We start from the raw sequence: 26675 nt of genomic DNA, 5'->3' as shown, positions 1-26675 counted from the left end.
GTTCTTGCTGTCATCGCTCCGCAAGCGGACAGAACGCGCGCCGCGATGATGCGGCGTCATCGTGCATCGCCGCGCCGTATCGCCTGCTGCCCCCACCGGAGCGATCGTGACCACGTCATCCACGCCAGACCGATTCACGCCGTCCTCGTCCGCCAAGCGCGCCTCGGCCGACGTGCGCGAGACGCCCGTCACCTTGCCCTCGGCGCACCTGGAGACCACCTGGAAGCGCACGCCTGCGCGGGTGGGGCGCGCGCCTCGCGGGAGGTTCGTTGCTACTCCGGGAGCCGGATATAGTGCCGCCGCCATGGGGGTAAAGCAGGACACGCAGCTCGGTCCTTACCGCCTTCTACACCCACTGGGCGCGGGCGGGATGGGCCAGGTCTTCGCGGCGACTGACACCCGCACCGACCAGGTCGTGGCGCTCAAGCTGCTGCAGGACGAGGCGGCTCAGCACCCGCAACTCGTCGCGCGCTTTCTCCAGGAAGGCCGGGCGCTCTCGATGCTCCGGCACCCCGGCATCGTGAAGGTCCTCGACTGCGTGAAGCCGGAGGATGGCCGGCCCTTCGTGGTGATGGAGGTCCTCCAGAGCCCCACCCTGCGCGACTGGGTGGCGCAGCAGGATCATCCGCTGGAGCTGGAGACGGTGATCTCGCTCGGCCAGCAGATCGCCGAGGCCATGAGCCATGTCCACGAGCAGGGCATCGTGCACCGGGACCTCAAGCCCTCGAACATCCTGGTCACGACTGCGGACGGGACCGCGCCCTCCGCCTGCACGATCAAGGTGGTCGACTTCGGCATCGCCAAGGTGCCCGCAGCGCCCGAGGGTGGGCCGGATACGCAGGTACAGACCGGGGACCTCACGGTCCTGGGCACCGCGCGCTACATGGCGCCAGAGCAGTTCCTGGGCGCCGCCGAGGTCACCGCAAAGGCGGACGTCTACGCACTCGGCGTGGTGCTCTTCGAGCTGATCAGCGGGCGGCTTCCCTTCCTCGGAGACGAGGACGCGGAGTTCATGGCGAAGCACGCGCAGGAGCGGGCGCCGTCGCTACGCGCGCTGCGGCCAGAGGTCCCGGCGGGGCTCTGCGTGCTCGTGGACGCCATGCTCGCCAAGGAGCCCGGGGCACGGCCCACGATGCAGCGGTGCCGGGCGGCGTTCGCGGAGCCCTGGAGGACCGATCGCGCCGCCTGCCCCTTCCCCGGCCTCCAGCCGTTCACCGAGGCCCAGGCGGAGCTGTTCTTCGGCCGGCGGGCGCAGATCGATCAGATCTCGGAGCGCCTCGACGCGGCCCGCGAGAGCGGCCGAGGGTGGGTCCAGATCGAGGGGCCGAGCGGCGCGGGGAAGTCCTCGCTCGTGCAAGCCGGCCTCCGGCCGCGGCTCCTGGAGGCCCGTGGCGCGCAGAAATCGCCCTGGAGGATCGCGTGCATGAGCCCCTCCACGGACCCGCTGCGCTCCCTGGCGCAGGCCCTGGTGGACACCCTCGCGGAGGACGGCAGCGCACGGGACCTGGAGGAGGTGGCCGGGGCTCTGCGCGCAGACCCGGACGCGCTCCGGGCGCTCCTCGCCGGGCTCCCTCCGGGCTGCACCCTGCTCCTCGTCATCGAGCAGATGGAAGAGCTGTTCACGCTGGGGGCGGCGCACGCGCCTTTGCTCGACGCGCTCCTCTCCGCTGCGCTCGTGGGCGAGCGCTCCCGCCTGTGCCTGCTCACCACCCTGCGCAGCGACTTCCTGTCGAGCCTGGAGCAGATGCCAAAGCTCGCGCGCATCCTGAACCAGGCGTCGCGCCACCACCTGCTCCCCCTGGACGAGGAGGGGTTGCGGGAAGTGACCCTGGGCATGGCCCAGCGCGCCGGTCTCGCCCTCTCCGAGAAGCTGGCCGGGCGGATGGTACGGGACGCTGCCAGCGCCGGGTGCCAGCTCCTCCTGCTGGGGCACACCCTGCGCATGCTGTGGTCGGCCTCTGGCGCCACGAGCGAGGACCTTGCGCAACGCTACGAGCAGCTCGGCGGCGTGGGCGGCGCGCTGGCCAGGCATGCGGAGAAGCTCCTCGACGCCCTGGGGCCTGAGGGCCGCGAGCGCGCGAAGTGGATCCTCCTGGAGCTGGTCCAGGTGAAGCATGGCGCCCCCGCCGCGCGCCGCACGCGCACGCGCAAGGAGGTGCTCGACGCCACGGGCGGAGATCCGCGTGCCGAGGAGGTCCTGTTGCGCCTCTCCGGCATGCGTCCTGGCACCTCCCCGGAGGCCACCGGCGAGCTGCGGCTGCTCGCGCTCTCCAGCGACCCTGACGAAGATCCATCGACGCAGCGCGTGTCACTGATCCACGAAGCGCTCCTCTCCCAGGTGCCGGTGATCGCGGACTGGCTCAAGGAAGCGCGTTCGCGTCTCCAGCGGGTCACGGATGTGGAAGCGGCGGCGGAGGACTGGCAGCGGCGCAGCTTCGACGCGGACTACCTGGCGAGGGGGACCAAGCTCGCCCACTACCGCGATGATCCCGGCGAGGGCTCCGCGCATGCCCCTCGCAAGGACCCCTTGAACCCCCTGGCCCAGCGCTTCATGAAGGAATCCGAGGCGCGCGAGGAACAGCGCCGCATCCTCAAGGAGGCGCGCGAGGAGCGGCGCCGCATCCTCAAGGAAGCCCTCGTAATCAGCGTCATCCTCGTCGCTGCCTTGATCGCCTTGAGCGCCGTCCACGCCTTCGGGCAGCAGCGCATCGCGGACGAGAATGCCCGACATGCAGAGCACAACCTGGCGCGCCTCGTGGGCGCCGCGGAGCAGATCTCGGACATCGACTGGAAGCTCGGCAGGGTCCCGGGCATCCTCGGCAGGCGCCGCAAGCTCCTGACCAGCATCGACGAAGCCTTGAAGTCGCTCCCCGCGGAGGATCACCGCAAGGCGGAGGTCAGCGCCAGGACGGTCACCACCAAGCACCGGCTCGGCGATCTCGCCCTGCACAACGACGCGCTGGCCACCGCCGACCGCCACTACGCCGACGCGCGCGTGGAGCTGCAGCGCAGCCAGGGCCTGACCACCGACGAAGGACCGTGGCGGTTGAGCCTCGCCCTGAACGAGTCGAAGCGGGGCAAGGTCGCGCTGGCGCGGAACCGCCTCGACGAGGCCCAGCGCCACTTCACGGAGGCGCTGATCATCCTCCGGACCCTCGAGCGGTCCACCGCGCGGGGAGGCCAGGACACCGACGACATCCACCGCACCGTCGCGGTCAGTTACACCGAGCAGGCCGAGCTCGCTCTCGCCCAGGGAGACCCTGAGGAGGCCGCGTGGTGCTTCGAGGAGGCCCTGGCCCGCCTCGGTCTCCTCACCAGGGACGAGTACAACCAGAGCTTGCTGGCGCAGACGCTGGTCGGGCGGGCTTCCGTGGCGCTCTCGGTCGACGATCTGGATGTCGCCCGGGCGTGCCTCGACGAGGCGCTGCAGCTCCAGGAGCCGCTGGCGCGCTCCGCGTCCTCCGACACCTACACCCACTCCATCCTCGCCAGCATCCACGCCGAGATCGCCTTGCTCTGGCTCAAGCAAGGAGATCTGCACCTGGCCTCGCTCCACGGCGCGCAAGCCCACGCGCTGAGCCGGAAGCTCCACCAGGGCGACCCCGAGCGGAAGGCCTACGCCCTCATCCTCGGCAAGAGCTTGCAGAGGCTCGAAGCCGTGGCGGCGGCCCAGGGAGACACCGCGAAGGCTGCCGAAGCCCGGACCGCGCGGCACGCGCTCGTGGCCCCATTCCTGCGCCTGGACGGCGAGGACGTGCGCTTCCAGCGGCTCGCCAGCCCGGATCCGTCGCTTTTCTGAAAATCACCCGGCGCCCCCGATCGACCCGTCACGAAACCGCATCTCTCTGGATCAGCGGCCTCTCCGTCGAGGGCGCCGCTCGTGGAGCTCTATGCATCCTTCAGACACCCCTCCCCCTCGTGGACTCATCCTGCTCTCTCAGCCGGAGCTGCTCAACATCAGCCCCGACGAGATGACCGATGCCCGGCCAGAGGCCTACAGGGACCTCCCTTACCGGATCGTGGAGTTCAACCACGACGAGTCGTTCCGGCCCCCGGGAGCACCACGGAACTGGAGCGCAGAGCAGCGCGCGCTCGACGAGCAGTTTCACACCAGCGTGAAGCCGCTCCGGGACAAGTACCCCGACTACAGCCTCCTCTACTTCGGATCCTCGTCGGTCCCGCTCACCCTCTACCTCGGCTACCTCTTGGAGACCTGGCAGCGGCTAGAAGTCATCCCGCGCCACCACGAGGCGAGGACCTGGGGCTGGCACCCCTCTCAGGAGAGCCGACCGGCGCGCCTGGCCCCCCTCCAGCTCCCCGACTTCAAGGACCGCTCACCGGGCGAGGCGATCATCCGGGTCTCCACCTCGCACCGGGTCGACGCACAGGTGACGCGAGACGTCGTGCCGGGGCCCGTGCTGGTCGACCTCGACATCGCCCTGGAGCACCCCTCGGAGGACGCTTTCAGCACCATGGACGAGATGCTCGACGTGACCCGCGCCTTCCGGCAGGCGCTCGACTGCATCGGCGACAACTTCAAGAGCATCAAGCGCGTCCACCTCTTCGCCTCGGTGCAGACCGGCATGGCGCTGCTCCTCGGCGCCCAGATCAGCAAGACCATGCACCCGGCCGTGCAGACCTACCAGTACACCCGCAGCAGCGAGGAAGGGCCGTACCACGCGCCGGCGCTGCTCATCAACGGCCCGAGGACCCCGGAGCCCGTCGCGCTCAGGCCGGAAGAGGTAGCCCAGGCGGCGCTGGATCGCGAGAACCTCGACCGGGATTTCCGTCGCATGAAGGGGCAGGTACGCCGTGAACAGGGAGAAGGCAGGACGTCATGGCCCGACGCCATTCTGAGGAACCCCGCCGAAGGCGCGGTGTTCGCCGGCATGTGGAAGAAGCTGCCTCCGCTCTGGAAGACCCCCCTGAACCAGACGAAAATCGACGTGGCGACGCGCGAGGTGGAAGACACCTTCCGGCTCAACCCTGCCAGCGAATGGCAGATCGACGACCGCTGGCTGGCGCGACTCGCGTGCCGGATCCCCGAGGAAGTGTCGAGGCGACGCGCGTTGCGCATGCTCGTGCTCCACGAGGCGGTCCACCGTGGACCGCAAGCGCTGACGCGGACCTCCAGCAAAGGCATCGGTCGGTTCCCCAAGGTGCTCGAAGAGATGGATTACCACTCCGATGTCTGGGGAATGCTGTACGAGCACACGCTCACGGCGTCGGAGTCTCCCGAGGACGTCGAGAGGCCGGCCCTCTTCTTCCGGGACCTCATTCATACCGCCACCGAGACGATGTGGGCCTTCGACGATGATGGTCAGCCGCTGCGTCGGATCCAGGTGCGACGCCTCAACCGGTACCTCATCTGGTACTGGCAGTACTTGCTCCTCGAAGCCGCTGCCATGCAGCAGACCAGCTTCCATGACGTCCTAGTGCTCCTCGCCCAGCGCCCCCTCATCGAACTGGCTGGCCCGACGCTGATCACGGAGGACGAACGGGTCTACTTCCCCCTCGATCCCGCCCTGGTGACGACCCCGGAGGTGTGCGTGTACCACGAAGGCCGCCTCTACCGGCACGGCGCGCGCTACGATTTCTCCATCACCGCGCTGCTCGATGGGGTGCGCGAACGGAACGGGGAGGCGATCCTGGAGGTGCTGCGCGCCGCGGCAGAGCAGACTGCGCGTTGACCGGCGCGCCACGCCGCTTCTCGCCTGCGGAGAGCACGACGGAGAGATTGCCGGAGCGATGAAACGCCAACATGGACAGGCGATGACTCGGGACCTGCATGGGGAGGCTTCCGTGGAGGATCTGCTCGAGCGCGCGCGTGCCGGAGACGCCGCCGCCTTGGCAGCGCTCTTCCGCCGGGCGCGACCGAAGCTCGACAAGCTGGCCGCGCAGCATCGGGCCAGCTTGCGACCCGGGATCACCCGTCCTTCCGACATCGCGCAGAGCACGGCGGAGCGCGCCTTCGAGAAGTTCACCTCGTTCAATGGCAAGACCGAGAATGAATGGACCGCGTGGCTGAGGATGATCCTCACCAACTGCGTCAAGGAGAGCCAGCGCGCCGGCCGCACCCAGAAGAGAAGCGATCGCGGCGCGACCCCCCTGGACACCGTCGTCGACGAGGTGTGTGCCCTGCAGGACAGCCCGAGCCAGGTGGTCGCCAGGAAAGAGCAGTACCGGCTCCTCCTCACGTTCCTCCACCGCCTGCCGCCGGATCAGGGCGAAGCCATCTTGCTATGCCACCTGCACGATCTGCGCGTCTCCGAGGTCGCGCAGAAGATGAACAGGACCCAGCCCGTGGTGGGGGGCCTCCTCTCCCGCGGCATGAGGACCCTGCGCAAGATGATGAACGAAGGCCTGGAGGCCGATCCGGACGGCGCGCTCCCGGAGGCCACCTCGCCAGACGGCGCCACGACGGCGCTCCTCGAGTACCTGCGCCGCCGGGAGAGCCGTGGCCCGGTGGATCCCGAGGCCTTCCTGGCCGAGCACCCAGCTCACGCGGACGACCTGCGCTCCATGCTCGACTGGATCGCGCATGTCCAGACCCTCTGGGCCTCGGCCGACGACCGCTGACCACGACCCCCAAGGAAAGGACGTATCCATGCTCGCAGCAGGTTCGCGTCTCGGAGATTACGAAGTGCTGGGGCGCGCCGGGAGCGGCGCCGTGAGCGACGTCTACGAGGGCCGCCACGTGCATGACGGCCGCCAGGTCGCCATCAAGCGGATGCGCCCGGAGCTGTGCTTCCACGTGGACACGCTCACGCGCTTTCACAACGAAGCGCGCGTCCTCGAAGCGCTGAAGCATCCCCGGATCATCGCCCTGTTCGCCCGGGGTGAGTCCCCGGAAGGCCCGCCGTACATGGTGCTGGAATGGCTCCCGCACACCCTGGAGGCTGCCTTGCAACGCTCGGGTGGCCGGCAACCGAGCCAATCCGCGGTGCGCGCCGCCACGCACATCGCCGAGGCGCTGTGCGCGCTGCACGATCGGAGCATCGTCCACCGCGACCTGAAGCCCACGAACATCCTGCTCGCGGAGACGGATCTGGCATCTGGAGAACTCAAGCTGGCAGATCTCGGCCTCGCCAAGTTCTCGGGCGGGGAGGCCGCGGTCGCCGGAGGTGAAGGGGCACCATCGAACCCTGTGTTTCCGGTCTCCACGGGTGGCAACGACGTGCTCGGGACCTGGGAATACATGGCTCCGGAGCAGTGGGTGCAGGCGAAGACCGTCGACGCCAGGGCAGACGTCTACTCCCTCGGCGTGCTCCTCTTCCAGATGCTGGCCGGACATCTCCCCTTCCAGGCCGAACGTGAAAAGGACTGGATGGCTCTGCACCTGCTGCGCTCCCCTCCTATCCATCTCCTGGACGGCCTGGCTCCCCCCCCGCTGCGCGACCTCATCGCACAGATGCTGAGCAAGAAGGCGATGCACCGCCCCACGATGCCCGAGGCCCTGAGCGCGCTCTCCTCCCTGCCCTGAGCGCTCCGCAGGCATGCCGCAGCCGCACCGCCCATGGACGCCTTCCAGGAAAGACACGAGCACGCGATCGATTCCGGACGCGACGGCATCTCCCTTGAAGAGCGAGGCATCGGCGGCGCCTCCCGCCCGCCATGACGCTTCGCCTGAAGAGGCCCCATGGCTCAGGTGCAGAAGTATTTCGACCAGTTCGATCAGACCATCAAGCTGCGCAATCATCACGAATACGCAGTTCTCGCCGAGAAACGAAAGAACATCCTCAACCGCCTGAACGAGGGGATTGCCCAGCAGAGAAAAGCTGGCGCGCCGATCCCCGCGTACCGGCCCTTCAACCAGGGAAGCTACGACATCGGCACGGGCGTCAAGCCGATCCCTGGCAGCGGCGGAGAATACGACATCGACGTGGGCATCGAATTCGACGTGGCCAGGGACGCCCACCCCTCTGTCGCGGTCAAGACGTGGGTCCTGAACGCCGTCGCGGAGCACACCAGCAGCGTCGAGATGCGCACGTCCTGCGTCACCGTGACCTACATGGAGTCCGGCAAGCCCAAGTACCACGTGGACCTCGCCGTGTACTCGAGCGCCGCGCGCAACCCTGACCGCCGCATGTACCTCGCCCGCGGAAAGCCGCATGCCTCGAAGGAGGCCCAGACGTGGGACCTCTCCGCCCCCGAGGCCCTCACCGACCTGCTCAACGACCGCTTCACCGGGGACCAAGGCAATCAATTCCGCCAGGCCGTTCGCGCGTTGAAGCGCTGGAAGGATCACCGCTTCCCCGCTCAGGGCCACATGGCTCCCCGCGGCATCGCGCTGGCCGTGGCCGTCTTCCACTGGTTCTCCCCCATGTTCACGTACGAACAGGGCGCACCGCGGCACGACATCCTGACGGCCCTGGTGCGCTTCGTCGAGACCCTGCTGAGCCAGTTCCGTCACGGCGTGGATGCGAAAGGACAGGCCTCCACGCGACTGCAAGTGTGCTGCCCCGCAGAGCCCCACGACGACCTCTGCTGCCGCATGAGCGCGGAACAGATGAAGCAGTTCCACGCCCGCCTGGAGACCTTGCTGAGCGCTCTCCGCGCGGCGCAGACAGCCCCGGATGCCAAGACGGCCTGCGAGACCCTCCGGAAAGAGTTCGGCAACGACTTCCCCCTCCCGTGAGCGACGGCTCCGCAGCCCCGCGGTGCTGAGCCTGACCCCCGCGCGCCGCACCGCGGCGATGCGTGCCAGGAATGGCCAGCTTGCGCCCTCTGGCCCGACTCGTGGGAACGCTCCTCGCTCCCTCTATTGGTCCTCACGCGCCTGAATTCTCAGTCTTCAGGCACTGCGAAATGCCTGGTTGGTTTCTTGCTCAGCCTGCAGGCCGCTGAGTAACGTTCGCGTCACTCACAGGAGGGCACGTTCCTGCCCCGTAGCGCGTCGTCTGCCCGCACATTCCGGAGAGGCCGTGACTTCTTCCACATCGAGCCCCAGGTCATCTGCAGCATTACCCGCGCGCGTCACCGCGGAGCCCCTCGCCCACCTGGACGAGACGGGGCGCCCTCACCTGCTCGTGGAGCACCTGGAGGCGGTGGGCGAGCGCGCGGCCGCGTACGCGGAGCGCTTCGGCGCGGCGGAGTGGGCGCGGCGCTGCGGGCTGTGGCACGACCTCGGGAAGTACGCGGCCGACTTCCAGGCGATGATCCGCGCAGCGAACGGCTTCGAGGCGCACCTGGAGGCTGGAGCGCGGGGGCAGGTCGACCACTCGTCAGCGGGCGCCATCCACGCCCTTGAAGCGCTCGGCAACCCGGGTCTGGTCATCGCGTTCGCCATTGCCGGACACCATGCCGGATTGCCGGACCGTGTCGCGCTGCTGGAGCGGCTCCAGCAGAAGCGCCATCGTCTTGCCGAGGCGAAGGCGGGGGGGGCCCCGGAGCGCCTCCTTCGCGCCGCCCCGCTCGCGCCTCCGGCCGCCCTCGCTTCGGGCACCCCGGCCGAACGAAAGCGCCGCGTCGAGCTGTGGATCCGGATGCTCTTCTCTGCGCTCTGCGACGCCGACTTCCTGGACACGGAGGCGTTCTTCAGCAGCGACAGGGCAGCGCTCCGCGGCCACGGCCCGGCCATCCCCGTCCTCCGCGAGCGCCTCACCGAGCACCTCACCCGCCTCCAGGCGGGCGCGCGCAGCTCCGAGGTCAACCGCGTCCGCGCCGAGGTGCTCGCCGCCTGCCGCGCGGCGGCCGCCAGTCCCCCCGGCGCGTTCAGCCTCACGGTCCCCACCGGCGGCGGCAAGACCCTCGCCTCCATGGCCTTCGCGCTGGAGCACGCCGCCCGGCACGGCCTCGAACGGGTCATCGTCGCCATCCCCTTCACCTCCATCATCGAACAGACCTCGGGCGTCCTGCGCGACGCGCTCGGCGAGGAGGCGGTGGTCGAGCACCACAGCGCCTTCGACCCCGCGCGCGAGACCCCGCAGAACCGCGTCGCCTGCGAGAACTGGGACGCCCCGGTCGTGGTGACCACCACGGTGCAGCTCTTCGAGAGCCTCTTCGCCGCCCGCCCTTCCGCCTGCCGCAAGCTCCACCGCCTGGCCCGCAGCGCCATTGTCCTCGACGAGGCCCAGACCCTGCCCCCCGGCCTGCTCGCGCCCATCCTCGACGCCTTGCAGGCCCTCCTGCGCGACTACGGCGCGACGGTCGTCATCAGCACCGCCACCCAGCCGGCGCTCGGCCGCGCCCAGGGGCTCCCGGTGGGCCTCGACGCCGTCCAGGAGATCGTGCCGCCCTCGGTCCGCGCGTTCGCGCGGCTGCGCCGGGTGCGGGTCCGCTGGCCCGCGGTGGACGAGCCCCTCCCCTACCCGGCGCTCGCGCAGGAGCTGGCTGGAGAGCGGGACGTGATGGCCATCGTCCACCTGCGCCACGACGCCCGCGTGCTCTGCCAGGCCCTCGACGCCGCGCTCGGTCACGCGCAGACCCTCCACCTCTCGGCGCTGATGTGCCCGGAGCACCGCAGCCAGGTGCTCGCAGCCATCAAGGAGCGCAAGCGCCGCGGAGAGCCGGTGCGCCTCGTGGCGACGCAGCTCGTCGAGGCGGGCGTGGACCTCGACTTCGCCGTGGTCTACCGCGCGCTCGGCGGCATCGACGCCCTCGCCCAGGCCGCGGGCCGGTGCAACCGCGAAGGGCTGCTGGAGGGCCCGGGCGAGCTGCGGGTGTTCCGCGCGCCTACCGAGCCGCCGCTGGGCGTGCCGAGGACCGCGCTGGCCATCACCCGCGGCATGCTCCGCGCTGACCCCGACCTGGACCTGTTCGCCCCGGAGGCGCCCCGGCGCTACTTCCAGCAGCTCTACGGCGCCAAGGACCTCGACCACCACCAGGTGCAGGAGGCGCGCGAGGAGCTCGCCTTCCAGCGCGTGGCAGAGCGCTTCCGCCTCATCGAGGACGCATGGTCGGCGCCGCTCATGATCCCCTTCGATGCGCGCGCGAAGGCGTGCCTCGCCGAGCTGGAGCGGTTCGGGCCGAGCCGCGCGCGGCTGCGCCTCCTCCAGCGCTACACGGTCACGGTGCCGCGGAGCGCGCGGGGGCGCTGGCTGGACGCCGGCATCGCGCGCGAGGTGGCCGAGACCGTGGTCGCGCTCGGAGAGCCGTTCATGGCGGCCTACGACCGCGACCGCTTCGGCCTGGTCCCGGAGCGCCTGGGCGCCGCGGACGCCGCGTCGCTGGTCATCGACGACTTCACGAGTGGCTGACGAAGGAGACCCATGCACAGCAACCGCTTCCAGATCCGCGCCTTCGGGCCCACGGCCTGCTTCACCCGCCCCGAGATGAAGGTGGAGCGGGTGAGCTACGAAGTGATGACCCCCTCGGCGGCCCGCGGGCTCGTCGAGGCCATCCTGTGGAAGCCGGCGATCCGCTGGCACATCCACGAGATCGCCGTGCTCCGCCCCATCCGCTGGGTGAGCTTCCGGCGCAACGAGGTGAACGACCGGGCCTCGCCGCGGGTGCTCGACTTCTTCGCCGACGAGCCCTCGCGCCGGGCGCAGCGCAACACCGTCGCCCTTCGGGACGTCGACTACGTGATCACCGCCTCGTTCGCCATGACCGAGCGCGCCGGCCCGGACGACAACGTCACCAAGTTCGAGCAGATGTTCGCGCGCCGCCTGGAGCGCGGGCAGTGCTTCCACGCCCCCTGCCTCGGCTGCCGGGAGTTCGCCGCCTCGGTGGAGCCCGCGCCGCCGGACCTGCAGCCCATCGAGCCCACCGTGGACCGCCCCCTCGGGATGATGTTCTACGACTTCGATTACCGGCCGGGCCGCGCGACGCGCCCCCTGTTCTTCGAGGCCCGCCTCTCCGGCGGCGTGCTCCGGGTGCCGAGCTGGGCAGAGGTGCTGCGCGAGAACGCGGCGGGAGGTGCCGCATGATGCTGCGCGCGCTCCACGACCTCGCCTCGCGCAAGGGCCTCATCGAGGACCCGCACTACGAGAAGAAGCGGATCGACTTCCTCCTGCGGGTCAATGACAGGGGCGACTTCCTCGCCCTGGTCCCGACCGAGGAGGGCGGCCGCGCCCTGGAGGCCCCCGTGCCGCGCCTCCCGAAGCGCACCGTCAACGTCGCCCCGGGCTTCCTCTTCGACAACGCCAAGTACGTGCTCGGCCTCGGCGGGAGCGACACCGCCCGGAACGAGGAGTGCGCACTCGCCTTCCAGCGGCTCGTCGGCGAGCTGGCGGAGGAGACGCGCGACGAGGGCGCGCTGGCCGTCGCGACCTTCCTCTCCCGCCGCCGCGAGCAGATGCGCAAGCTGCTCTCCGAGCGCCCTGCGTCCGCCTGGACGGGCAGCGAGCAGATCGCCTTCGTGCGCGAGGAGGACGGGCAGATCGTGCACGACCGCCCCGCCGTGCGCGCCTTCTGGGCTGGCCGGCGGGAGCGGGAGACGAGCGAGGGCGCCGCGCCCGTGCGGTGCCTGATCACGGGCCTGGTCGCGCCGGCTTCCCGGATGCACGGCAGCATCAAGCGCGTGCCTGGAGCGCAGTCCTCTGGCGCCGCGCTGGTCTCCTTCAACGCCGAGTCCTTCACCTCCCAGGGCCTCGAGCAGGGCGCCAACGCCCCGGTCAGCCAGGCCGCGGCCGACGGCTACGTGACCGCGCTCAATCACCTCCTGGAGGGCACCCTGGAGCGCCGCTTCCGCCACGGCGTGCCGGTCGGCCCCGACGCCGTGACCGTCTTCTGGACCCGCGAGCAGCACGGCATCGTCGACCTGTTCGCGGACCTCTTCGCCCCCACGGCCGAGAGCGCCATCCGCCTCGCCGAGTCCCCCTTGCGCGGCCTCGCTCCCTCCGACCTCGACGCCACCGGCTTCTACGCCGTCACCCTCAGCGGCAACGCCGCGCGCGTCGTCGTGCGCGACTGGATGGAGACCACGGTCGCCGACGTGAAGCGCCACGTCCGCCGCTACTTCGACGACCTGCACCTCGGCCCTGGCGAGCCCGCCCCCGTCGCCGTGAAGGCTCTCTGCGACGCCGTGGAAACCCCCTCCGGACGCAGCCTCCGCCCTGACCTCGCCGCCCGCCTCTTCGGCGCTGCCCTCCGGGGTGCCCCCTTCCCTCGCGAGCTGCTCTCCGCCGCGCTGCACCGCCTGCGCCTGCCCCCCGACAAGCAGTACGAGCAACGGCTGCTCCGCCTCCGCTGCTCCCTCGTCAAAGCCACCCTGCTGCGCCTCCCGCGCAGCACGTCACCCGCCCCGGAGGTCTCCGTGTCTCTCGACGAACAGCAAACCCACGTCCCTTACCTGCTCGGCCGCCTCTTCGCCGTCCTCGAACGGCTCCAGGGCGTCGCGCAGGGAGACATCAACGCCACCATCCGCGACCGCTACTTCGGCGCCGCCTCGTCCACGCCCGCGCTGGTCTTCCCGCGCCTCCTCCGCCTCTCCGTGCACCACGCCGCCAAGGCCGAGGGCGCGGGCTGGCTGGAGCGCCTCAAGGGCAAGATCATCGGCGCGCTCCCCCCCGAGACCTTCCCCCGCACCTTGCCCCTCGAAGACCAGGGCCTGTTCGCCATCGGCTACTACCACCAGCGCGAGCGCTTCTTCGAGGGCCGGCAGACCCCGACCGAAGCCGAGGCGACCGCCGACGCCCCGACACCCGCCCCCCAGTCCCCGCTCACCTGACCGAAGGAGGAACCTCATGTCCCAGCTCCAGAACCGCTACGACTTCGTGCTGCTCTTCGACGTGAAGGACGGCAACCCCAACGGCGACCCCGACGCCGGCAACCTCCCGCGCGTCGACCCCGAGACTGGCCACGGCCTGGTCACCGACGTCTGCCTCAAGCGCAAGGTCCGCAACTACGTCACCCTCAGCCGCCCCGACGCCGAGGGCTACGACATCTACGTCAAGGAGAAGGCCGTCCTCTCCGCCCAGCAGGGCCGCGCCTACGCCGCCCTCGGCCTCAAGAGCGCCCCCGCCGCCGAGGACGACGACACCCCCGACCCCGAGGAGACCCCCGCCAAGCCTGCCAAGGGCGCCAAGCCCGCCAAGGACGCCAAGCCCGCCAAGGGCCCCAAGGGCAAAGCGGAGTCAGGCCGCAAAGCCTCCGACCGCGACCAGATCGACCGCGCCCGCGACTGGATGTGCAGCCACTTCTTCGACATCCGCACCTTCGGCGCCGTGATGGGCCTCAAGGAGAACAACGCCGGCCAGGTCCGCGGCCCCGTCCAGCTCACCTTCGCCCGCTCCATCGACCCCATCCTCACCTTGGAGCACGCCATCACCCGCATGGCCGTCGCCACCCAGAAAGAAGCCGACAGCCAGGGCGGCGACAACCGCACCATGGGCCGCAAGAACACCGTCCCCTATGGCCTCTACCGCGCCCACGGCTTCATCTCCCCGCAGCTCGCCCGCCAGACCGGCTTCGCCGAGAAGGACCTGGAGCTGCTCTGGGAGTCCCTCCGGCAGATGTTCGAACACGACCGCAGCGCTGCCCGCGGCCTCATGTCCCTGCGCGACCTCATCGTGTTCCGCCACGAGAGCCCCCTCGGCAACGCCCCTGCCCACCGCCTCTTCGACCAGGTGCACGTCACCCGCCTCCACGCCGACAAGCCCCCCCGCGACTTCTCCGATTACGCCGTCCGCCTCGGCGACCTGCCCGCCGGCGTCACCGTCCTGCGCCCCGCCGCATGACCCCCGCGCCGAGCGACCCAGCCTCATGACCCACGACCTGAGCGCTCCCGCCGCATGACCCAAGCCCTGAGCGAGACCGACGCGCTGGTGGCCCTCTCCGGCCTCCAGCACCTCGTCTTCTGCGAGCGCCAGGCCGCCCTGATCCACGTGGAGCAGGTGTGGCGCGAGGACGGCGCCACCGCCGCGGGCCGGGTGCTGCACGAGCGCGCCGACCTGCCCGGCGGCGAGCGGCGACGCGGCGTGCGCGTCGAGCGCAGCGTCATGCTCTGCTCCCGCCGCCTCGGCGTGTACGGCCGCGCCGACGCCGTCGAGTACCACCCCGACCGCGCCGTGCCGGGCGGTCACCGCCCCTTCCCCGTCGAGTACAAACGCGGCAAGCAGAAGCACCTCCTCGCCGACCAGGTCCAGCTCTGCGCCCAGGCCATGTGCCTCGAAGAGATGCACGCGCTCGACGTCCTGCGAGGCGCCCTGTTCTACGGCGAGAGCCACCGCCGCGTGGAGGTCACCTTCGACCCCGCCCTGCGCGAGGCCACCGCGTCCGCCGCCCGCCGGCTGCACCAGCTCGTCGCCGAGCGCCTCGTCCCCGCGGTCGCCGAGGCTCCGCGCTGCCGCAAGTGCTCCCTCGCCCCCTCCTGCCTTCCTTCCGTCACCGCAGCCCCGGACCGCGCCCGTCGCTACCTCCAGACCCTGATCCCCGACCCATGAACCTCCACCTCAACACCTTGTTCGTCACCGCAGAGCGCGCGCTCCTCCACAAGGAGCACGAGACCGTGGTGGTCAAGATCGACGGCGAGGTGAAGGCGCAGCTCCCCATGCTCCACCTCGCCTCCGTGGTGTGCTTCGGCCGCGCCACCGTCACCCCCGACCTCATGGCCGCCCTCGCCGAGGCGGGCGTGCACGTCGCCTTCCTCTCCCCCACCGGCCGCTTCCTCGCGCGTGTCGAGGGCCTCCCGGGCGGCAACGTCCTCCTGCGCCGCCAGCAGTACCGCGCCGCCGACGACCCCACGCGCACCCTTGCCATCGCCCGCTCCATGGTCGTCGGCAAGCTCTCCAACGCCCGCCAGTTCCTCCTCCACGCCCGCCGCGACGCCCCCCCCGACGCCCGCGACACCCTCGCTGCCGCCGCCGATCGCCTCGCCCTTTTCCTCCGCAGCGCCCCCACCGCCGAGACCCTGGACGCCCTGCGCGGCACCGAAGGCGCCGCCGCGAGGGAGTACTTCGGCGCCTTCAACGCGCTGATCAAGCGCAACCCCGAGACCTTCCAGTTCGCCGGCCGCAGCCGACGGCCACCGCTGGATCCCCTGAACGCCTTGCTCTCCTTCGGCTACGTCCTCCTGATGCAAGACTGTGCCGCCGCCGCCACCGGCGTGGGCCTCGACCCGGCCGTCGGCTACCTGCACGAAGAGCGCCCCGGCCGCCTCGCCCTCGCCCTGGACCTGATGGAGGAGCTGCGCGCCCCCATCGTCGACCGTCTGGTGTTCGCCCTCGTGAACCGCGGCCAGATGTCCGCCACCGACTTCGTCCACGAGCCCGCTGGCGGCTGCCGCCTCACCGACGACGCCCGCAAACGCTTCCTCGTCGCCTACCAGGAATCCAAGCGCGCCGAGCTCCGCCACCCCTTCCTGGAGCAAGACACCACCTACACCCAGGTCCCCCACCTCCAAGCCCTGCTCCTTGCGCGGACCCTGCGCGGCGACCTGCCCGTCTATCCCCCCTTCGCCATCCGCTGAGCCTCCCTCATGATGATCGTCATCTGCTACGACGTCGCCACCACCGACCCCGAAGGCCCCCGCCGCCTGCGCAAGATCGCTGCCGCCTGCAAGGACCACGGCGTGCGCGTCCAGTACTCGGTCTTCGAGTGCCGCCTCGACGATCCCTCTTGGGTCAAGCTGCGCAGCCGCCTGCTCAAGGAATACGATGCAGCCCGCGACAGCCTGCGCTTCTATTACATCCGTGAGAACGATGCCGCCCGCACCGAGCACCACGGCGTGCGCGAGCCCCTCAACCCCGGCGGTCCGCTGGTGGTGTAACCGCCCCCCTCCAGGTCGCCGCGCGAACCCCGCCCGACGCGCCAACCCCGGGAGGTTCGCGCCGCCCCCGTTCCTTGACAATCCACACGTTTGTACCGGCCTGGCAGTCCAAAGGCAGGTCCCGCAGATCGTGCAGCGCCAGGTTCGCGAAATTGACGGGAATTTCGCTGTATGTTCCACTATTTAAGAACATCAGCGTCGTCCTCCTCGCCCGAGGGGGACGTGGATTGAAACTCATAATGAGCATTGAGACTGTTGACAAGCGCCGGGTCGTCCTCCTCGCCCGAGGGGGACGTGGATTGAAACGCCGCGCCCTCCGGGCGGGCCCACGCGTAGCCAAGTCGTCCTCCTCGCCCGAGGGGGACGTGGATTGAAACTGCATCGAGCAGTACAACCCTGCCCTGCGCACCGGTCGTCCTCCTCGCCCGAGGGGGACGTGGATTGAAACCCCTTGAGCGCCTCGAACACGTAGTCCTCGATGGTCGTCCTCCTCGCCCGAGGGGGACGTGGATTGAAACGTGACCATCTTCGGCAGGGTCCTGCCCGGCGTGACGTCGTCCTCCTCGCCCGAGGGGGACGTGGATTGAAACGCCTTGTTGAAGACGGGATGGTCCGTCGCGAACAGGTCGTCCTCCTCGCCCGAGGGGGACGTGGATTGAAACACAAAGTCGTGAACGCCGGAGGCGGGAAGGCCTCGTCGTCCTCCTCGCCCGAGGGGGACGTGGATTGAAACTTGTTCGACGAGGCCGCCGCGAAGAGCGTGATGGTCGTCCTCCTCGCCCGAGGGGGACGTGGATTGAAACATCTTCGTCGGGATTGGCGCCAAAGAGCGCGAGTCGTCCTCCTCGCCCGAGGGGGACGTGGATTGAAACCTTTTCCTTTTGCGTTGACGCGAAGATGATCGAGTCGTCCTCCTCGCCCGAGGGGGACGTGGATTGAAACGCGAGCACCCCCCGACAGAACGGATCAATCTCCACGTCGTCCTCCTCGCCCGAGGGGGACGTGGATTGAAACAGCCTGGCCACGAACGAGTCGTGGGTCGACCCGAGTCGTCCTCCTCGCCCGAGGGGGACGTGGATTGAAACAACACGCGGAACCAAATGTCCTGGGTGTCCACCGGGTCGTCCTCCTCGCCCGAGGGGGACGTGGATTGAAACTCCAAGAGCCCCGCGCCGCTGCAGCTCTGACTCGTCGTCCTCCTCGCCCGAGGGGGACGTGGATTGAAACGTTGTGCGGTAGGTGGCGAGCGAGCGCGGATCGAGTCGTCCTCCTCGCCCGAGGGGGACGTGGATTGAAACTCCTCGCCTTCGCTCACAGGAACAGGAACGCTGTGTCGTCCTCCTCGCCCGAGGGGGACGTGGATTGAAACCCGAGACCGCCGGTGGTCCGCACGTTGCGCCGGATGTCGTCCTCCTCGCCCGAGGGGGACGTGGATTGAAACGCACGTCCCCAGGTCCACCTGCTGGACCCGCGCTGTCGTCCTCCTCGCCCGAGGGGGACGTGGATTGAAACGCGTCGCGCGCCGTGATCTGCTGCTGGAGGGCCTTGTCGTCCTCCTCGCCCGAGGGGGACGTGGATTGAAACACGCACGCCGAGACGGACCGTCAGCGAAGGCGAGTCGTCCTCCTCGCCCGAGGGGGACGTGGATTGAAACTTGAGCCTCTCGGGGCAGGCCATCCAGTCCTACGAGTCGTCCTCCTCGCCCGAGGGGGACGTGGATTGAAACTCGATCGCCGCGCCCCACCGCGGCGGGACGTCGCGTCGTCCTCCTCGCCCGAGGGGGACGTGGATTGAAACCCGCAGAAGGGGGCGACGACATTGCACCAGGGCGGGTCGTCCTCCTCGCCCGAGGGGGACGTGGATTGAAACGGCAAGACCCGCACGGCGGCCGAATTCGTCGCCGAGTCGTCCTCCTCGCCCGAGGGGGACGTGGATTGAAACTGGAGTTGGCCAACGCCAAGGAGGCGGACGTCGCGTCGTCCTCCTCGCCCGAGGGGGACGTGGATTGAAACGTCGCGTTGCCGGTGACCTCGGCCTCGAAGAGGAGTCGTCCTCCTCGCCCGAGGGGGACGTGGATTGAAACCGGGACCTGGTGCCGGTGACCGAACGCCACGCGGCGTCGTCCTCCTCGCCCGAGGGGGACGTGGATTGAAACAGCGGCGGCTAGAGATCGCGCTCAACGCGCCGAAGGTCGTCCTCCTCGCCCGAGGGGGACGTGGATTGAAACACCTCAAGACCGTTCGCCATGTCTCAGCCCTCCTGGTCGTCCTCCTCGCCCGAGGGGGACGTGGATTGAAACCTGCTGCTCTTCGGCAGCCGCCATGGGCGCGGCGGTCGTCCTCCTCGCCCGAGGGGGACGTGGATTGAAACTGGTGCATGTAGCCCTCCGTGCCGTCCTTCTGGCGTCGTCCTCCTCGCCCGAGGGGGACGTGGATTGAAACCCGAGGGCCTGTGAGTGCGACACCGATCACGGGGTCGTCCTCCTCGCCCGAGGGGGACGTGGATTGAAACTCGGGCCCATGCAATGGGTAGCGCGGGCGCGGCTGGTCGTCCTCCTCGCCCGAGGGGGACGTGGATTGAAACTCCGAGGTGCCACCTGTCGAAGCTGCCTGTGGCATGTCGTCCTCCTCGCCCGAGGGGGACGTGGATTGAAACAACGATCCGCAAGCGCCTGCTTAAGCACGGCAACGTCGTCCTCCTCGCCCGAGGGGGACGTGGATTGAAACAGCACGGCGGTTGGCGAGTCGGGCTCAGTGTCGGGTCGTCCTCCTCGCCCGAGGGGGACGTGGATTGAAACACGCCGATCCTCCCTACGGCGTCCGGGAGCGCACGTCGTCCTCCTCGCCCGAGGGGGACGTGGATTGAAACATTGCCTGCACGCTCACTGTCAGCGGCGCACGCGTCGTCCTCCTCGCCCGAGGGGGACGTGGATTGAAACATGTGCGCCGGCACGTCGATGCCCACCTGGAGGGGTCGTCCTGCTCGCCCGAGGGGGACGTGGATTGAAACAGCAACGCCAACGTCCACGCGTCCATCCGTGCGGGTCGTCCTCCTCGCCCGAGGGGGACGTGGATTGAAACTGGGAGGCCGACACCGAGCCGGACACCCCAACGGGTCGTCCTCCTCGCCCGATGGGGACGTGGATTGAAACGCTCACGAGGTGGCGAAGTATGACCGGCTCTCCATGTCGTCCTCCTCGCCCGAGGGGGACGTGGATTGAAACTTCCGCTGGAACTCGGTCGCGTTGTACCAGCTCATGTCGTCCTCCTCGCCCGAGGGGGACGTGGATTGAAACCTGACGGTGCCGAAACGTCCCCTCTGCCCAACCGCGTCGTCCTCCTCGCCCGAGGGGGACGTGGATTGAAACCCCGTCGCAGAGACTCCGCCATCTCTGCAAGCTCAGTCGTCCTCCTCGCCCGAGGGGGACGTGGATTGAAACCGGCGGTGTGCCGCGCAGGGAGCGAACAAGACGGTGTCGTCCTCCTCGCCCGAGGGGGACGTGGATTGAAACGGTTGAGCAGGCGTGACGCCCATGGACGCTACACGTCGTCCTCCTCGCCCGAGGGGGACGTGGATTGAAACGGGAGCTGCGGCCGCTCCTCGTCATCCACGCCGGGTCGTCCTCCTCGCCCGAGGGGGACGTGGATTGAAACGTGCGGTGCACCAGGCGCAGGCGCCCGTGAGCCTGTCGTCCTCCTCGCCCGAGGGGGACGTGGATTGAAACTCGGCGATTCGGTTGAAGTCGTCGCGAGCCTCATGTCGTCCTCCTCGCCCGAGGGGGACGTGGATTGAAACTGAGCCCCCTCCGAACTCCGCTGCCACGACGCGCAGCTCGGCGCGCAGATGCTGAGCAAGAAGCCGGAGCAGCACCCAGGCATGCCCGAGGTCCTGAGCACCCTCTCGTCCCTCCCCGGAGCGCTCCGCAGCGATGCCGCAGCCGCACCGCCCGGGGACGCCCTCCAGAAAAGATGCGAGCCCGCGATCGATTCCGGACGCGACGGCATCTTCCTCGAAGAGCGAGGGTTCGGCGGCGCCCCCCGCCCGCCGTGACGCTTCGCCTGAAGGACGGAACCCATGAGCGAGACACACATCATCGACGGTGTGATCAAGACCGGCAGCTCGGCAGCCCACGATGGCATCGCATCCGTCGGCGGCGAGCACGCCGGCAGGCGCTGGCGAGACACACAGCAGCAGGCCATCGACAACATCAAGAGCCGAAGGGTGAGTTGCTACGTCGCTCCGCCGAACGGCCCCCGCGTCGCCGTCATCATCGGCGAGCGGAACGGACGCGAGTACCTCAAGACCGCGAACGACGGGGAGCAACCGAACAACCTGCTGTCCCTGAGGAGCTGCGGATAGCTGCGGGCACACGGCCTCCCCCCCGCGCGCGCCCGCCTCCCCCGACGACCACCGGCAACCACCGGCGGCCGAGACGTCGGCTGCCTCTTACCTTCACGGAGACACCACCATGGCTCAGGTTCAGAAGTATTTCGATCCATTCGATCAGGCCATCAAGCTGCGCAGGTACCACGAGGACGCGGAACTCGCCGAGAAGCGCGAGCGGATCATCAAGCGCCTCGGCGAGGGAATCGCCAGGCAGAAGATAGAGGGGCTCTGTAGATAGAGGAGAGGGAGGGCTCGCGCTGCGGCGGCGGGGTCCCGGGGCCTGGCGACCCCGCAGGAGGGGAGCGCACCCATGACGGATGGCATCCGCACGTGCGGGTGCTTGGCACGGTTCTCGCGGGCGGGGGTCATGAGGCGGCACGCCAGGGATTTGCGGTCACGCCGACAGGTCCCGCGTGCTTCGGGGAGGGGTCCGCGGGCTGTGGGGGTGGGTGCCGCCTCGCCAGGATGGGAGGCGCGCTCGCCGGGAGCAGGTGCGGATGCGATGGTGCGTCGTTCAGCCCTGCAACGGCATGGTTGGCGATCGCTGGCACGCAACGTGCGCTCTTGGCCATGAGGCGCGGGCTCGCTGGCAGGCGATGGCCATCCGCGGCTGCAAGAAGCTCGTCTCCAGGGACGTGGAGGCGCTCTTCTGGCAGGAGGTCAGCGCTGGATGTTCAGGAGATCGCGACCACTGGGACGGGATCGGCGCCCGATGTTCAGGAGATCGCGACCACTGGGACGGGAACGGCGCTCACTGGCACGAGAACGGCGCTCACTGGCACGAGAACGGCGCTCACTGGCACGAGAACGGCGCGCTCTCTTCAGACAAGTACGTTCGACGCTCAGGGAAGTTGGTTCCCTGTCACGTGAACGGCCTTCGCTGTCACGTGATGCTGCGTTCTCGACGAGGGTCTGCACACCTCGTGCGTCGGTCCGCAACCGCTGGCACGCGAAGCTGCTTCGCTGTCACGAGAACGCAGCTCCCTGTCACGGGATCGGCGTTCGACGTTCAGGGAACGGGCTTCCCTGTCACGGGATCGATGTTCGACGTTCAGGGAACGATCTTCTCTGCCGAGCGAACGCCCTTCGCTCCCACGCGAACGGCATTCACGTTCAAGGAAAGGCGCACCGCTGTCACGAGAAGGTGGCTTCGCGTGAGCGCTCGTGGATCGACGTTCATCGATCAGAAACCGGTCCCGAGGGAAGCCAACTCGCTCCCACGAGAAGCCAACTCGCTCCCACGAGAAGCCAACTCTCGTCCACGCAAACCCAAACCTCGTCCACGAGAAGCCAACTCTCGTCCACGCGAACCCAAACCTCGTCCACGTGAACCCAAACCTCGTCCACGTGAACCCAACCCCCTGTCACGTGAGGCCAACTCGCTCCCACATAGAACCACTCCCCTCCCCCGCGCTCCTGCTTCCCTCCACCCATGTCCCGGCGGACCGACACGGGTTCCCGGCATCCAGGCGCGTGACGCTCGCCTCCTGCCGCGCACCGCGCAGCCAGCGACCGCCGGGTGAGCCCACCTTGTGGGTGCACCGGAACCCCTGGCGTGTGCTCGACGATCGGCGAGGACATGTCCCCGTCTTGCAGGGTCGTGTCGTCCACCGTGCTGGCGCATCTCCCAGCGGCTCTCCGGGCAACCGCCAGGTCTGCCGGGGGACCACGAAGCCCGCACCGCGCTGGAGACATCCGCGTTCAGGCATGGCCATTGCTTTGCGCAGGAGCGGCGCATCGACACGGGGGAGGCGGGGGAGTGGCACGAGAGGTGCGTTGGCGGCGATAGCATCCCGTGTGCCAGCGAGGTGAATAGCAGGCGCGGATGGGAGCGGTCCGGAGGCCTCGCGGAGGGCGATCCGGCGTGGAGGAGCGTGCCGCGTGCGTGCGTGAAATTGCAATCGCAGGATTGACACTCGGCCCCGGTGAATGCACTGGGGGAAGCTGTACCGGCTCGGTGTCCCTGGGCTGGTACATGAACTGCGCACGCGCTCCGTCCCGGAGTGCACCGAACACAAAGGAACGACGACGATGAGGACGACGCTTCTCGTGAAGCCGTATAAGGGTCCGCTTGCCTTCGATTTCCAGAGCCTCGAAGGGACGCTGGTCGATTTACCCGACAGGAAGACGCGGGGGCTGCGGCGCGAAAAGGAGGGGTGGGAGCAGGTGGCGCAGGAGCTGAGGGCGCGCTTGCCGGTGCACGCGGGGGCGCTGCGACTCGCCCACGATGTGGATGCGCAGCTCGCAGATCTGAGTGAGCGGCTCGACCAGGTGCGCACCTGCAAGAAGGTCGTGGACGAGCTGGCCAGGGTGGCCGCGGCGACGGAGGCCCTCCTCGAAGACCAGCGCGAGGGAATGGTGACGCTCGTGGTGGAGGCGGTGCGGAAGGCCGCGAAGCGGACGGATCCGATGCTGCTGACGGCGTTCGAGCAGACCATCCATTACCGGGGTCAACTCGGCAAGCGGGCCGTGATGACGCGGCGCGCGAACGAGGAGGCCGCGGCGAAAGCAGCGGCGGCGGCGATGGTCGCGGTGGCAGCAGTGGAAGCAGGGGGCGCGGAGCAAGCCGCCGCGGACCAAGCCGCCGCGGACCAAGCCGCCGCGGACCAAGCCGGGGCTCAGGGCGAGGGCGCGGCTTCCCTGCAGGCGTGAGCGTCGGGCGCTGGTAGTTCCGGGGGCCGCCTCGTGCCCAGCTCCAGCGGCGCGATGGCAGCCGCCAGAGCAAAGGTACGTGGGGGCTCTCGGGACGCCAGATCCTGCTGGGCGTCGATCCAGCTCTTCACCGCGGAGATCCGGGTGGCGACGCGCGGGCGGCAGGGGCGGTGAAATACCGGTGAATACCCTGTGGCATCCGCGCTGCCATACCCTGGCCGGGATCTTGGAAGTCCCCTCCGGGACTTTGGAGGAGCGTCGTGTTGAAGGGTGATGGGTTTGCCCTGTTCATAGGCGTCGACGATTACCGCGCCTACGATCCCTCGGGCGCGGCGAACCTGCGCGGCAGCGTCAACGACGCCGTGGCCTTCTGGCGCATGGGTCGGCAGCTCGGCCTCGCCCCGGAGCGCATGCGCCTCCTCACGAGCGGGCGCGTGGACCTCGCGAGGCTCGACGGCGCGACCGAGGCGAACGGGGGCGACGCGAACGCGCAGGGGATCCTCTCCGGCGTGCGGTGGCTCGCGGCCAGGCTCGCGGAGGCGACGGGGGCGACGGGGCCGACGGGGGCGACGGGGGCGACAGGGCTCTTCATGTAGCGTACACGGACGCGAAGGGGCTCCTGGTGTGCCCGAGCGGCACGCGCGGGCCGGAGCTGGAGCACGCCATCCCCGTGGCTGCGCTGAAGGGCGAGCTCGCGGCCGTGAGCGAGAACCTCACGGTGGTGCTCGATTGCTGTCATGCGGGCGTGTCAGGGCTCTCCGCGGGGAAGGGCCGGGTGCCCTCGCTCTCCACGGGCGCGCCGCCGAGCGGCAACGGGTGACGAGGATGGTCCTGGCGCGGGTTACCGGCAGGCTTCCAGGCCGAGGAGGCGCTCGCTCAGGTGCCAGAGCTGCGCCGCCGTGCCGCGGTCGACGGCATAGGGCTGCACGCCCCGCAGGATGGCGGCATCGGCCATGGTGAACGCCCCGCCGAGCGGCTGGGCGAGGGGCGCGATGTCGACGTCCTCGCAGTAGACGCCGCCCAGGCCGTCGAGGCGGGGGTGGGTCGCGCACCACACCTGCGTCGCGGCGCCCTCGGCGACGTTCTTGAGGCCGCGCGCGGGGTCGTGGATGGGCTTGCCGTCGGCGTCGAGGACACCGTTGTCGATGAGGGCCTGCACCGGGACGTGGCGCTCCAGGCCGGTGCCGGCGATGCCGCCGGGGTGGAGGGAGAAGGCGCGCACGCCCGAGGCCTGGCCGCGGTCGTCGAGGGCGACGGCGAAGAGGATGTTGGCGGTCTTGGACTGGCCGTAGGCGGCCCAGGGGTCGTAGGGGCGGCGGTCGAAGTGGGGGTCGTCGACAACGACGGGCGAGAAGTAATGGCCCATGGAGGACACGGAGACGACGCGCGCGCCGCCGGCCCGGACGAGCGCCGGCCAGAGGCGGGCGGTGAGCTGGAAGTGGCCAAGGTGGTTGGTGGCAAACTGGGACTCGAAGCCGCGCGCGTCGCGGGCGAGGGGGCAGGCCATGATGCCGGCGCTGTTGACGAGGATGTGGAGGGGCTGGTCCGCGGCGAGGAAGCGGGCGGCGAAGGCGTCGATGGAGGCCGGGTCGAGCATGTCCATGGGCTCGATGGCGACGCCGTCGATGCCGGCGAGCGCCGCGGTGGCGCGGGCGAGGTCGCGGACCGGGGCCATCACCCGAGCGCCCGCCGCGCGGAGGGCGCGCACGGTCTCGCGGCCGAGGCCGGAGGCGCCGCCGGTGACGATGGCGGTCTTGCCGGTGAGGTCGAGGCCCCGGAGGACGTCGGAGGTGGTCGAGGCGGCTGTGAAGCCAGAGGGGATGGGTTGCTGCGGCGTGGACATGGGCGGTGTCTCCTTCGGTTTCGGTGTGCGCACTCTAAGGAGCTGCCGCTGAACGGAGAATGTTTGACGATTCAGGAAACCTTCGCGAGAGTTCAGGATGTTCGTCGATCCCTTCTCCGGCATCCTCGACCTCGTGAAGGCGCGGGCGGTCCTCTCGGGAGGGCTCGAGGCGAGCGGCCGGTGGGCGTTGCGGTTCCCGCCGCCGGACAAGATCAAGTTCTTCGTGGTGGCGCGGGGTGCGTGCTGGCTGGCCATCGATGGCGGCGAGACCGTGCAGCTCCAGACGGGGGACGTGGTCATGCTCGCGGCGCCGCGGGGGTTCGTGATGGCGAGCGATCTCGTGGTGCCACCGCTGGACGCCCTGGCGGCGTACGAGAACGGGACGCGGCGCATGTTCCGCTTCGGCGAGGGAGACGAGTTCCTCTTCGTCGGTGGCCATGTGCAGCTCGATGCGGCGAGTGCGCGGCTGCTCGTCGATCACCTGCCGCCGAGTCTCCATCTTTGTGCGGGGCGCAGTGAGGCCGCGATGCTCGGGTGGCTCATCCAGCAGCTCGTGCAAGAGCACTTCTCCAAGCACCCCGGGTCGGAGTTCGCAGCCGCGCAGCTCGCCCAGCTCATGTTCCTGCAGCTCCTGCGGGTCCACCTGGCGACGGCAGGCGCGCTGCCGGCCGGGAGGCTGCGGGCGATGAGCGATCCGAAGATCGCACCTGCGCTGCGGTTGATGCACGGGACACCGAGCCGCGCCTGGCACCTCGCAGAGCTGGCCAAGGCGGCGGGGATGTCGCGCACGGCGTTCGCGGTCTACTTCAAGGCCGTCGCGGGGGTAGCGCCGCTGGCATACCTGACGGAATGGCGGATGCGGCTGGCGGAGCAGGCGCTCCGGGAGAGCGATAGATCCGTGGCGGAACTCGCCGAGGCGCTGGGGTATGCGTCGGAGAGCGCGTTCAGCACGGCGTTCAAGCGGGTCGTGGGGAGCGCGCCGAGGCGCTACCGGGCGGGGGCGCGAGGGGCGGCGGAGTCGCTGGCAGGGTAGTGGGTGCGGGGGAGGTGCCGTTTCGCGACATCAACTGCACTGACGGAGTTGGAAGCTGTGCATCAGACGTTTCTCACTTACCAGGGAACCGGGACGCCTCGCGTTCGATG

The 26675-nt window shown here is 69.6% G+C and carries 20 protein-coding genes and 1 CRISPR repeat array; of the genes, 19 read left to right on the top strand and 1 reads right to left on the bottom strand.

Annotation, left to right across the window (positions count from 1 at the left end; all coding sequences use genetic code 11):
* Positions 1-304: 304 nt before the first annotated feature.
* The 18 genes from CAP_RS16940 to CAP_RS16860 all read left to right on the top strand — a co-directional run bounded on the left by CAP_RS16940 (position 305) and on the right by CAP_RS16860 (position 24509).
* A complete protein-coding gene (locus CAP_RS16940; RefSeq protein WP_044241847.1) occupies positions 305-3799 on the top strand; it encodes a serine/threonine-protein kinase in 3495 nt (1164 codons plus the stop codon).
* A 91-nt stretch (positions 3800-3890) separates the two neighbouring features.
* On the top strand, positions 3891-5690 hold the full coding sequence (locus CAP_RS16935; RefSeq protein WP_044241846.1) for an SAVED domain-containing protein: 1800 nt from the start codon (positions 3891-3893) through the stop codon (positions 5688-5690).
* Positions 5691-5802: 112 nt separating this feature from the next.
* Entirely contained in the window at positions 5803-6579 is a 777-nt protein-coding gene (locus CAP_RS16930; protein ID WP_197041213.1) for a sigma-70 family RNA polymerase sigma factor, read from the top strand.
* Positions 6580-6607: 28 nt separating this feature from the next.
* On the top strand, positions 6608-7483 hold the full coding sequence (locus CAP_RS16925) for a serine/threonine-protein kinase (protein WP_044241844.1): 876 nt from the start codon (positions 6608-6610) through the stop codon (positions 7481-7483).
* A 156-nt stretch (positions 7484-7639) separates the two neighbouring features.
* Positions 7640-8638, top strand: a complete 999-nt coding sequence (locus CAP_RS16920; RefSeq protein WP_044241843.1) for a cyclic GMP-AMP synthase DncV-like nucleotidyltransferase — start codon at positions 7640-7642, stop codon at positions 8636-8638.
* A 286-nt stretch (positions 8639-8924) separates the two neighbouring features.
* Positions 8925-11198: a CRISPR-associated endonuclease Cas3'' gene (locus CAP_RS16915; RefSeq protein ID WP_044241842.1), complete on the top strand. Its 2274-nt coding sequence runs from the start codon at positions 8925-8927 to the stop codon at positions 11196-11198.
* A 12-nt stretch (positions 11199-11210) separates the two neighbouring features.
* Positions 11211-11870 (top strand): type I-C CRISPR-associated protein Cas5c, encoded by a 660-nt coding sequence (cas5c, locus tag CAP_RS16910; protein WP_044241841.1) that lies wholly within the window; start codon positions 11211-11213, stop codon positions 11868-11870.
* The gene (cas8c, locus tag CAP_RS16905; RefSeq protein WP_044241840.1) at positions 11867-13612 is read left to right on the top strand and encodes a type I-C CRISPR-associated protein Cas8c/Csd1; all 1746 of its coding nucleotides are present in this window, start codon (positions 11867-11869) and stop codon (positions 13610-13612) included. Before cas5c ends, cas8c begins: the two co-directional genes overlap by 4 nt.
* 16 nt (positions 13613-13628) lie before the next feature.
* Positions 13629-14621, top strand: coding sequence for a type I-C CRISPR-associated protein Cas7/Csd2 (gene cas7c / locus CAP_RS16900; protein WP_044241838.1), 993 nt, complete (start codon positions 13629-13631; stop codon positions 14619-14621).
* 54 nt (positions 14622-14675) lie between these two features.
* Entirely contained in the window at positions 14676-15326 is a 651-nt protein-coding gene (cas4, locus tag CAP_RS16895; RefSeq protein ID WP_044241836.1) for a CRISPR-associated protein Cas4, read from the top strand.
* A complete protein-coding gene (gene cas1c / locus CAP_RS16890) occupies positions 15323-16351 on the top strand; it encodes a type I-C CRISPR-associated endonuclease Cas1c (RefSeq protein WP_044241834.1) in 1029 nt (342 codons plus the stop codon). Before cas4 ends, cas1c begins: the two co-directional genes overlap by 4 nt.
* 9 nt (positions 16352-16360) lie before the next feature.
* On the top strand, positions 16361-16651 hold the full coding sequence (cas2, locus tag CAP_RS16885) for a CRISPR-associated endonuclease Cas2 (protein ID WP_044241831.1): 291 nt from the start codon (positions 16361-16363) through the stop codon (positions 16649-16651).
* Positions 16652-16848: 197 nt separating this feature from the next.
* A CRISPR array of direct repeats spans positions 16849-20446; the repeat unit is 37 nt; unit sequence GTCGTCCTCCTCGCCCGAGGGGGACGTGGATTGAAAC.
* 48 nt (positions 20447-20494) lie between these two features.
* Positions 20495-20701: a hypothetical protein gene (locus tag CAP_RS16880; RefSeq protein ID WP_044241829.1), complete on the top strand. Its 207-nt coding sequence runs from the start codon at positions 20495-20497 to the stop codon at positions 20699-20701.
* Between the two features lie 24 nt (positions 20702-20725).
* Positions 20726-21010 carry a DUF3892 domain-containing protein gene (locus CAP_RS16875; RefSeq protein WP_044241827.1) on the top strand — a complete coding sequence of 95 codons (285 nt, stop codon included), beginning with the start codon at positions 20726-20728 and terminating at the stop codon, positions 21008-21010.
* A gap of 109 nt (positions 21011-21119) precedes the next feature.
* The gene (locus CAP_RS50480) at positions 21120-21275 is read left to right on the top strand and encodes a hypothetical protein (RefSeq protein ID WP_156040879.1); all 156 of its coding nucleotides are present in this window, start codon (positions 21120-21122) and stop codon (positions 21273-21275) included.
* 1793 nt (positions 21276-23068) lie between these two features.
* Positions 23069-23689: a hypothetical protein gene (locus tag CAP_RS16870; RefSeq protein WP_044241825.1), complete on the top strand. Its 621-nt coding sequence runs from the start codon at positions 23069-23071 to the stop codon at positions 23687-23689.
* 260 nt (positions 23690-23949) lie between these two features.
* A complete protein-coding gene (locus CAP_RS16865; RefSeq protein WP_197041212.1) occupies positions 23950-24285 on the top strand; it encodes a caspase family protein in 336 nt (111 codons plus the stop codon).
* A gap of 26 nt (positions 24286-24311) precedes the next feature.
* Positions 24312-24509 carry a hypothetical protein gene (locus CAP_RS16860; protein WP_044241819.1) on the top strand — a complete coding sequence of 66 codons (198 nt, stop codon included), beginning with the start codon at positions 24312-24314 and terminating at the stop codon, positions 24507-24509.
* Between the two features lie 21 nt (positions 24510-24530).
* Here the strand turns inward: CAP_RS16860 and CAP_RS16855 are convergent, their stop codons facing one another.
* Positions 24531-25532, bottom strand: a complete 1002-nt coding sequence (locus CAP_RS16855; RefSeq protein WP_044241818.1) for an oxidoreductase — start codon at positions 25530-25532, stop codon at positions 24531-24533.
* Between the two features lie 97 nt (positions 25533-25629).
* Here CAP_RS16855 and CAP_RS16850 point away from each other — a divergent pair, with 97 nt between their 5' ends.
* Positions 25630-26565, top strand: coding sequence for an AraC family transcriptional regulator (locus tag CAP_RS16850; protein WP_044241816.1), 936 nt, complete (start codon positions 25630-25632; stop codon positions 26563-26565).
* Positions 26566-26675 lie beyond the last annotated feature (110 nt).

Origin of the sequence: Chondromyces apiculatus DSM 436, assembly GCF_000601485.1 — a bacterium.
Classification (GTDB): Bacteria; Myxococcota_A; Polyangia; order Polyangiales; family Polyangiaceae; genus Chondromyces; species Chondromyces apiculatus.
The sequence above is the reverse complement of the archived record's forward strand: the minus strand, read 5'-3'. Positions and strand labels throughout refer to the sequence as shown.

Excerpts from the sequence above, each read along its gene's own strand:
- CAP_RS16940 (WP_044241847.1), top strand. The coding sequence starts at position 305 with ATGGGGGTAAAGCAGGACACGCAGCTCGGTCCTTACCGCCTTCTACAC.
- CAP_RS16935 (WP_044241846.1), top strand. The coding sequence starts at position 3,891 with ATGCATCCTTCAGACACCCCTCCCCCTCGTGGACTCATCCTGCTCTCT.
- CAP_RS16925 (WP_044241844.1), top strand. The coding sequence starts at position 6,608 with ATGCTCGCAGCAGGTTCGCGTCTCGGAGATTACGAAGTGCTGGGGCGC.
- CAP_RS16920 (WP_044241843.1), top strand. The coding sequence starts at position 7,640 with ATGGCTCAGGTGCAGAAGTATTTCGACCAGTTCGATCAGACCATCAAG.
- cas5c (WP_044241841.1), top strand. The coding sequence starts at position 11,211 with ATGCACAGCAACCGCTTCCAGATCCGCGCCTTCGGGCCCACGGCCTGC.
- cas8c (WP_044241840.1), top strand. The coding sequence starts at position 11,867 with ATGATGCTGCGCGCGCTCCACGACCTCGCCTCGCGCAAGGGCCTCATC.
- cas7c (WP_044241838.1), top strand. The coding sequence starts at position 13,629 with ATGTCCCAGCTCCAGAACCGCTACGACTTCGTGCTGCTCTTCGACGTG.
- cas4 (WP_044241836.1), top strand. The coding sequence starts at position 14,676 with ATGACCCAAGCCCTGAGCGAGACCGACGCGCTGGTGGCCCTCTCCGGC.
- cas1c (WP_044241834.1), top strand. The coding sequence starts at position 15,323 with ATGAACCTCCACCTCAACACCTTGTTCGTCACCGCAGAGCGCGCGCTC.
- cas2 (WP_044241831.1), top strand. The coding sequence starts at position 16,361 with ATGATGATCGTCATCTGCTACGACGTCGCCACCACCGACCCCGAAGGC.
- CAP_RS16880 (WP_044241829.1), top strand. The coding sequence starts at position 20,495 with ATGCTGAGCAAGAAGCCGGAGCAGCACCCAGGCATGCCCGAGGTCCTG.
- CAP_RS16875 (WP_044241827.1), top strand. The coding sequence starts at position 20,726 with ATGAGCGAGACACACATCATCGACGGTGTGATCAAGACCGGCAGCTCG.
- CAP_RS50480 (WP_156040879.1), top strand. The coding sequence starts at position 21,120 with ATGGCTCAGGTTCAGAAGTATTTCGATCCATTCGATCAGGCCATCAAG.
- CAP_RS16870 (WP_044241825.1), top strand. The coding sequence starts at position 23,069 with ATGAGGACGACGCTTCTCGTGAAGCCGTATAAGGGTCCGCTTGCCTTC.
- CAP_RS16855 (WP_044241818.1), bottom strand. The coding sequence starts at position 25,532 with ATGTCCACGCCGCAGCAACCCATCCCCTCTGGCTTCACAGCCGCCTCG.
- CAP_RS16850 (WP_044241816.1), top strand. The coding sequence starts at position 25,630 with ATGTTCGTCGATCCCTTCTCCGGCATCCTCGACCTCGTGAAGGCGCGG.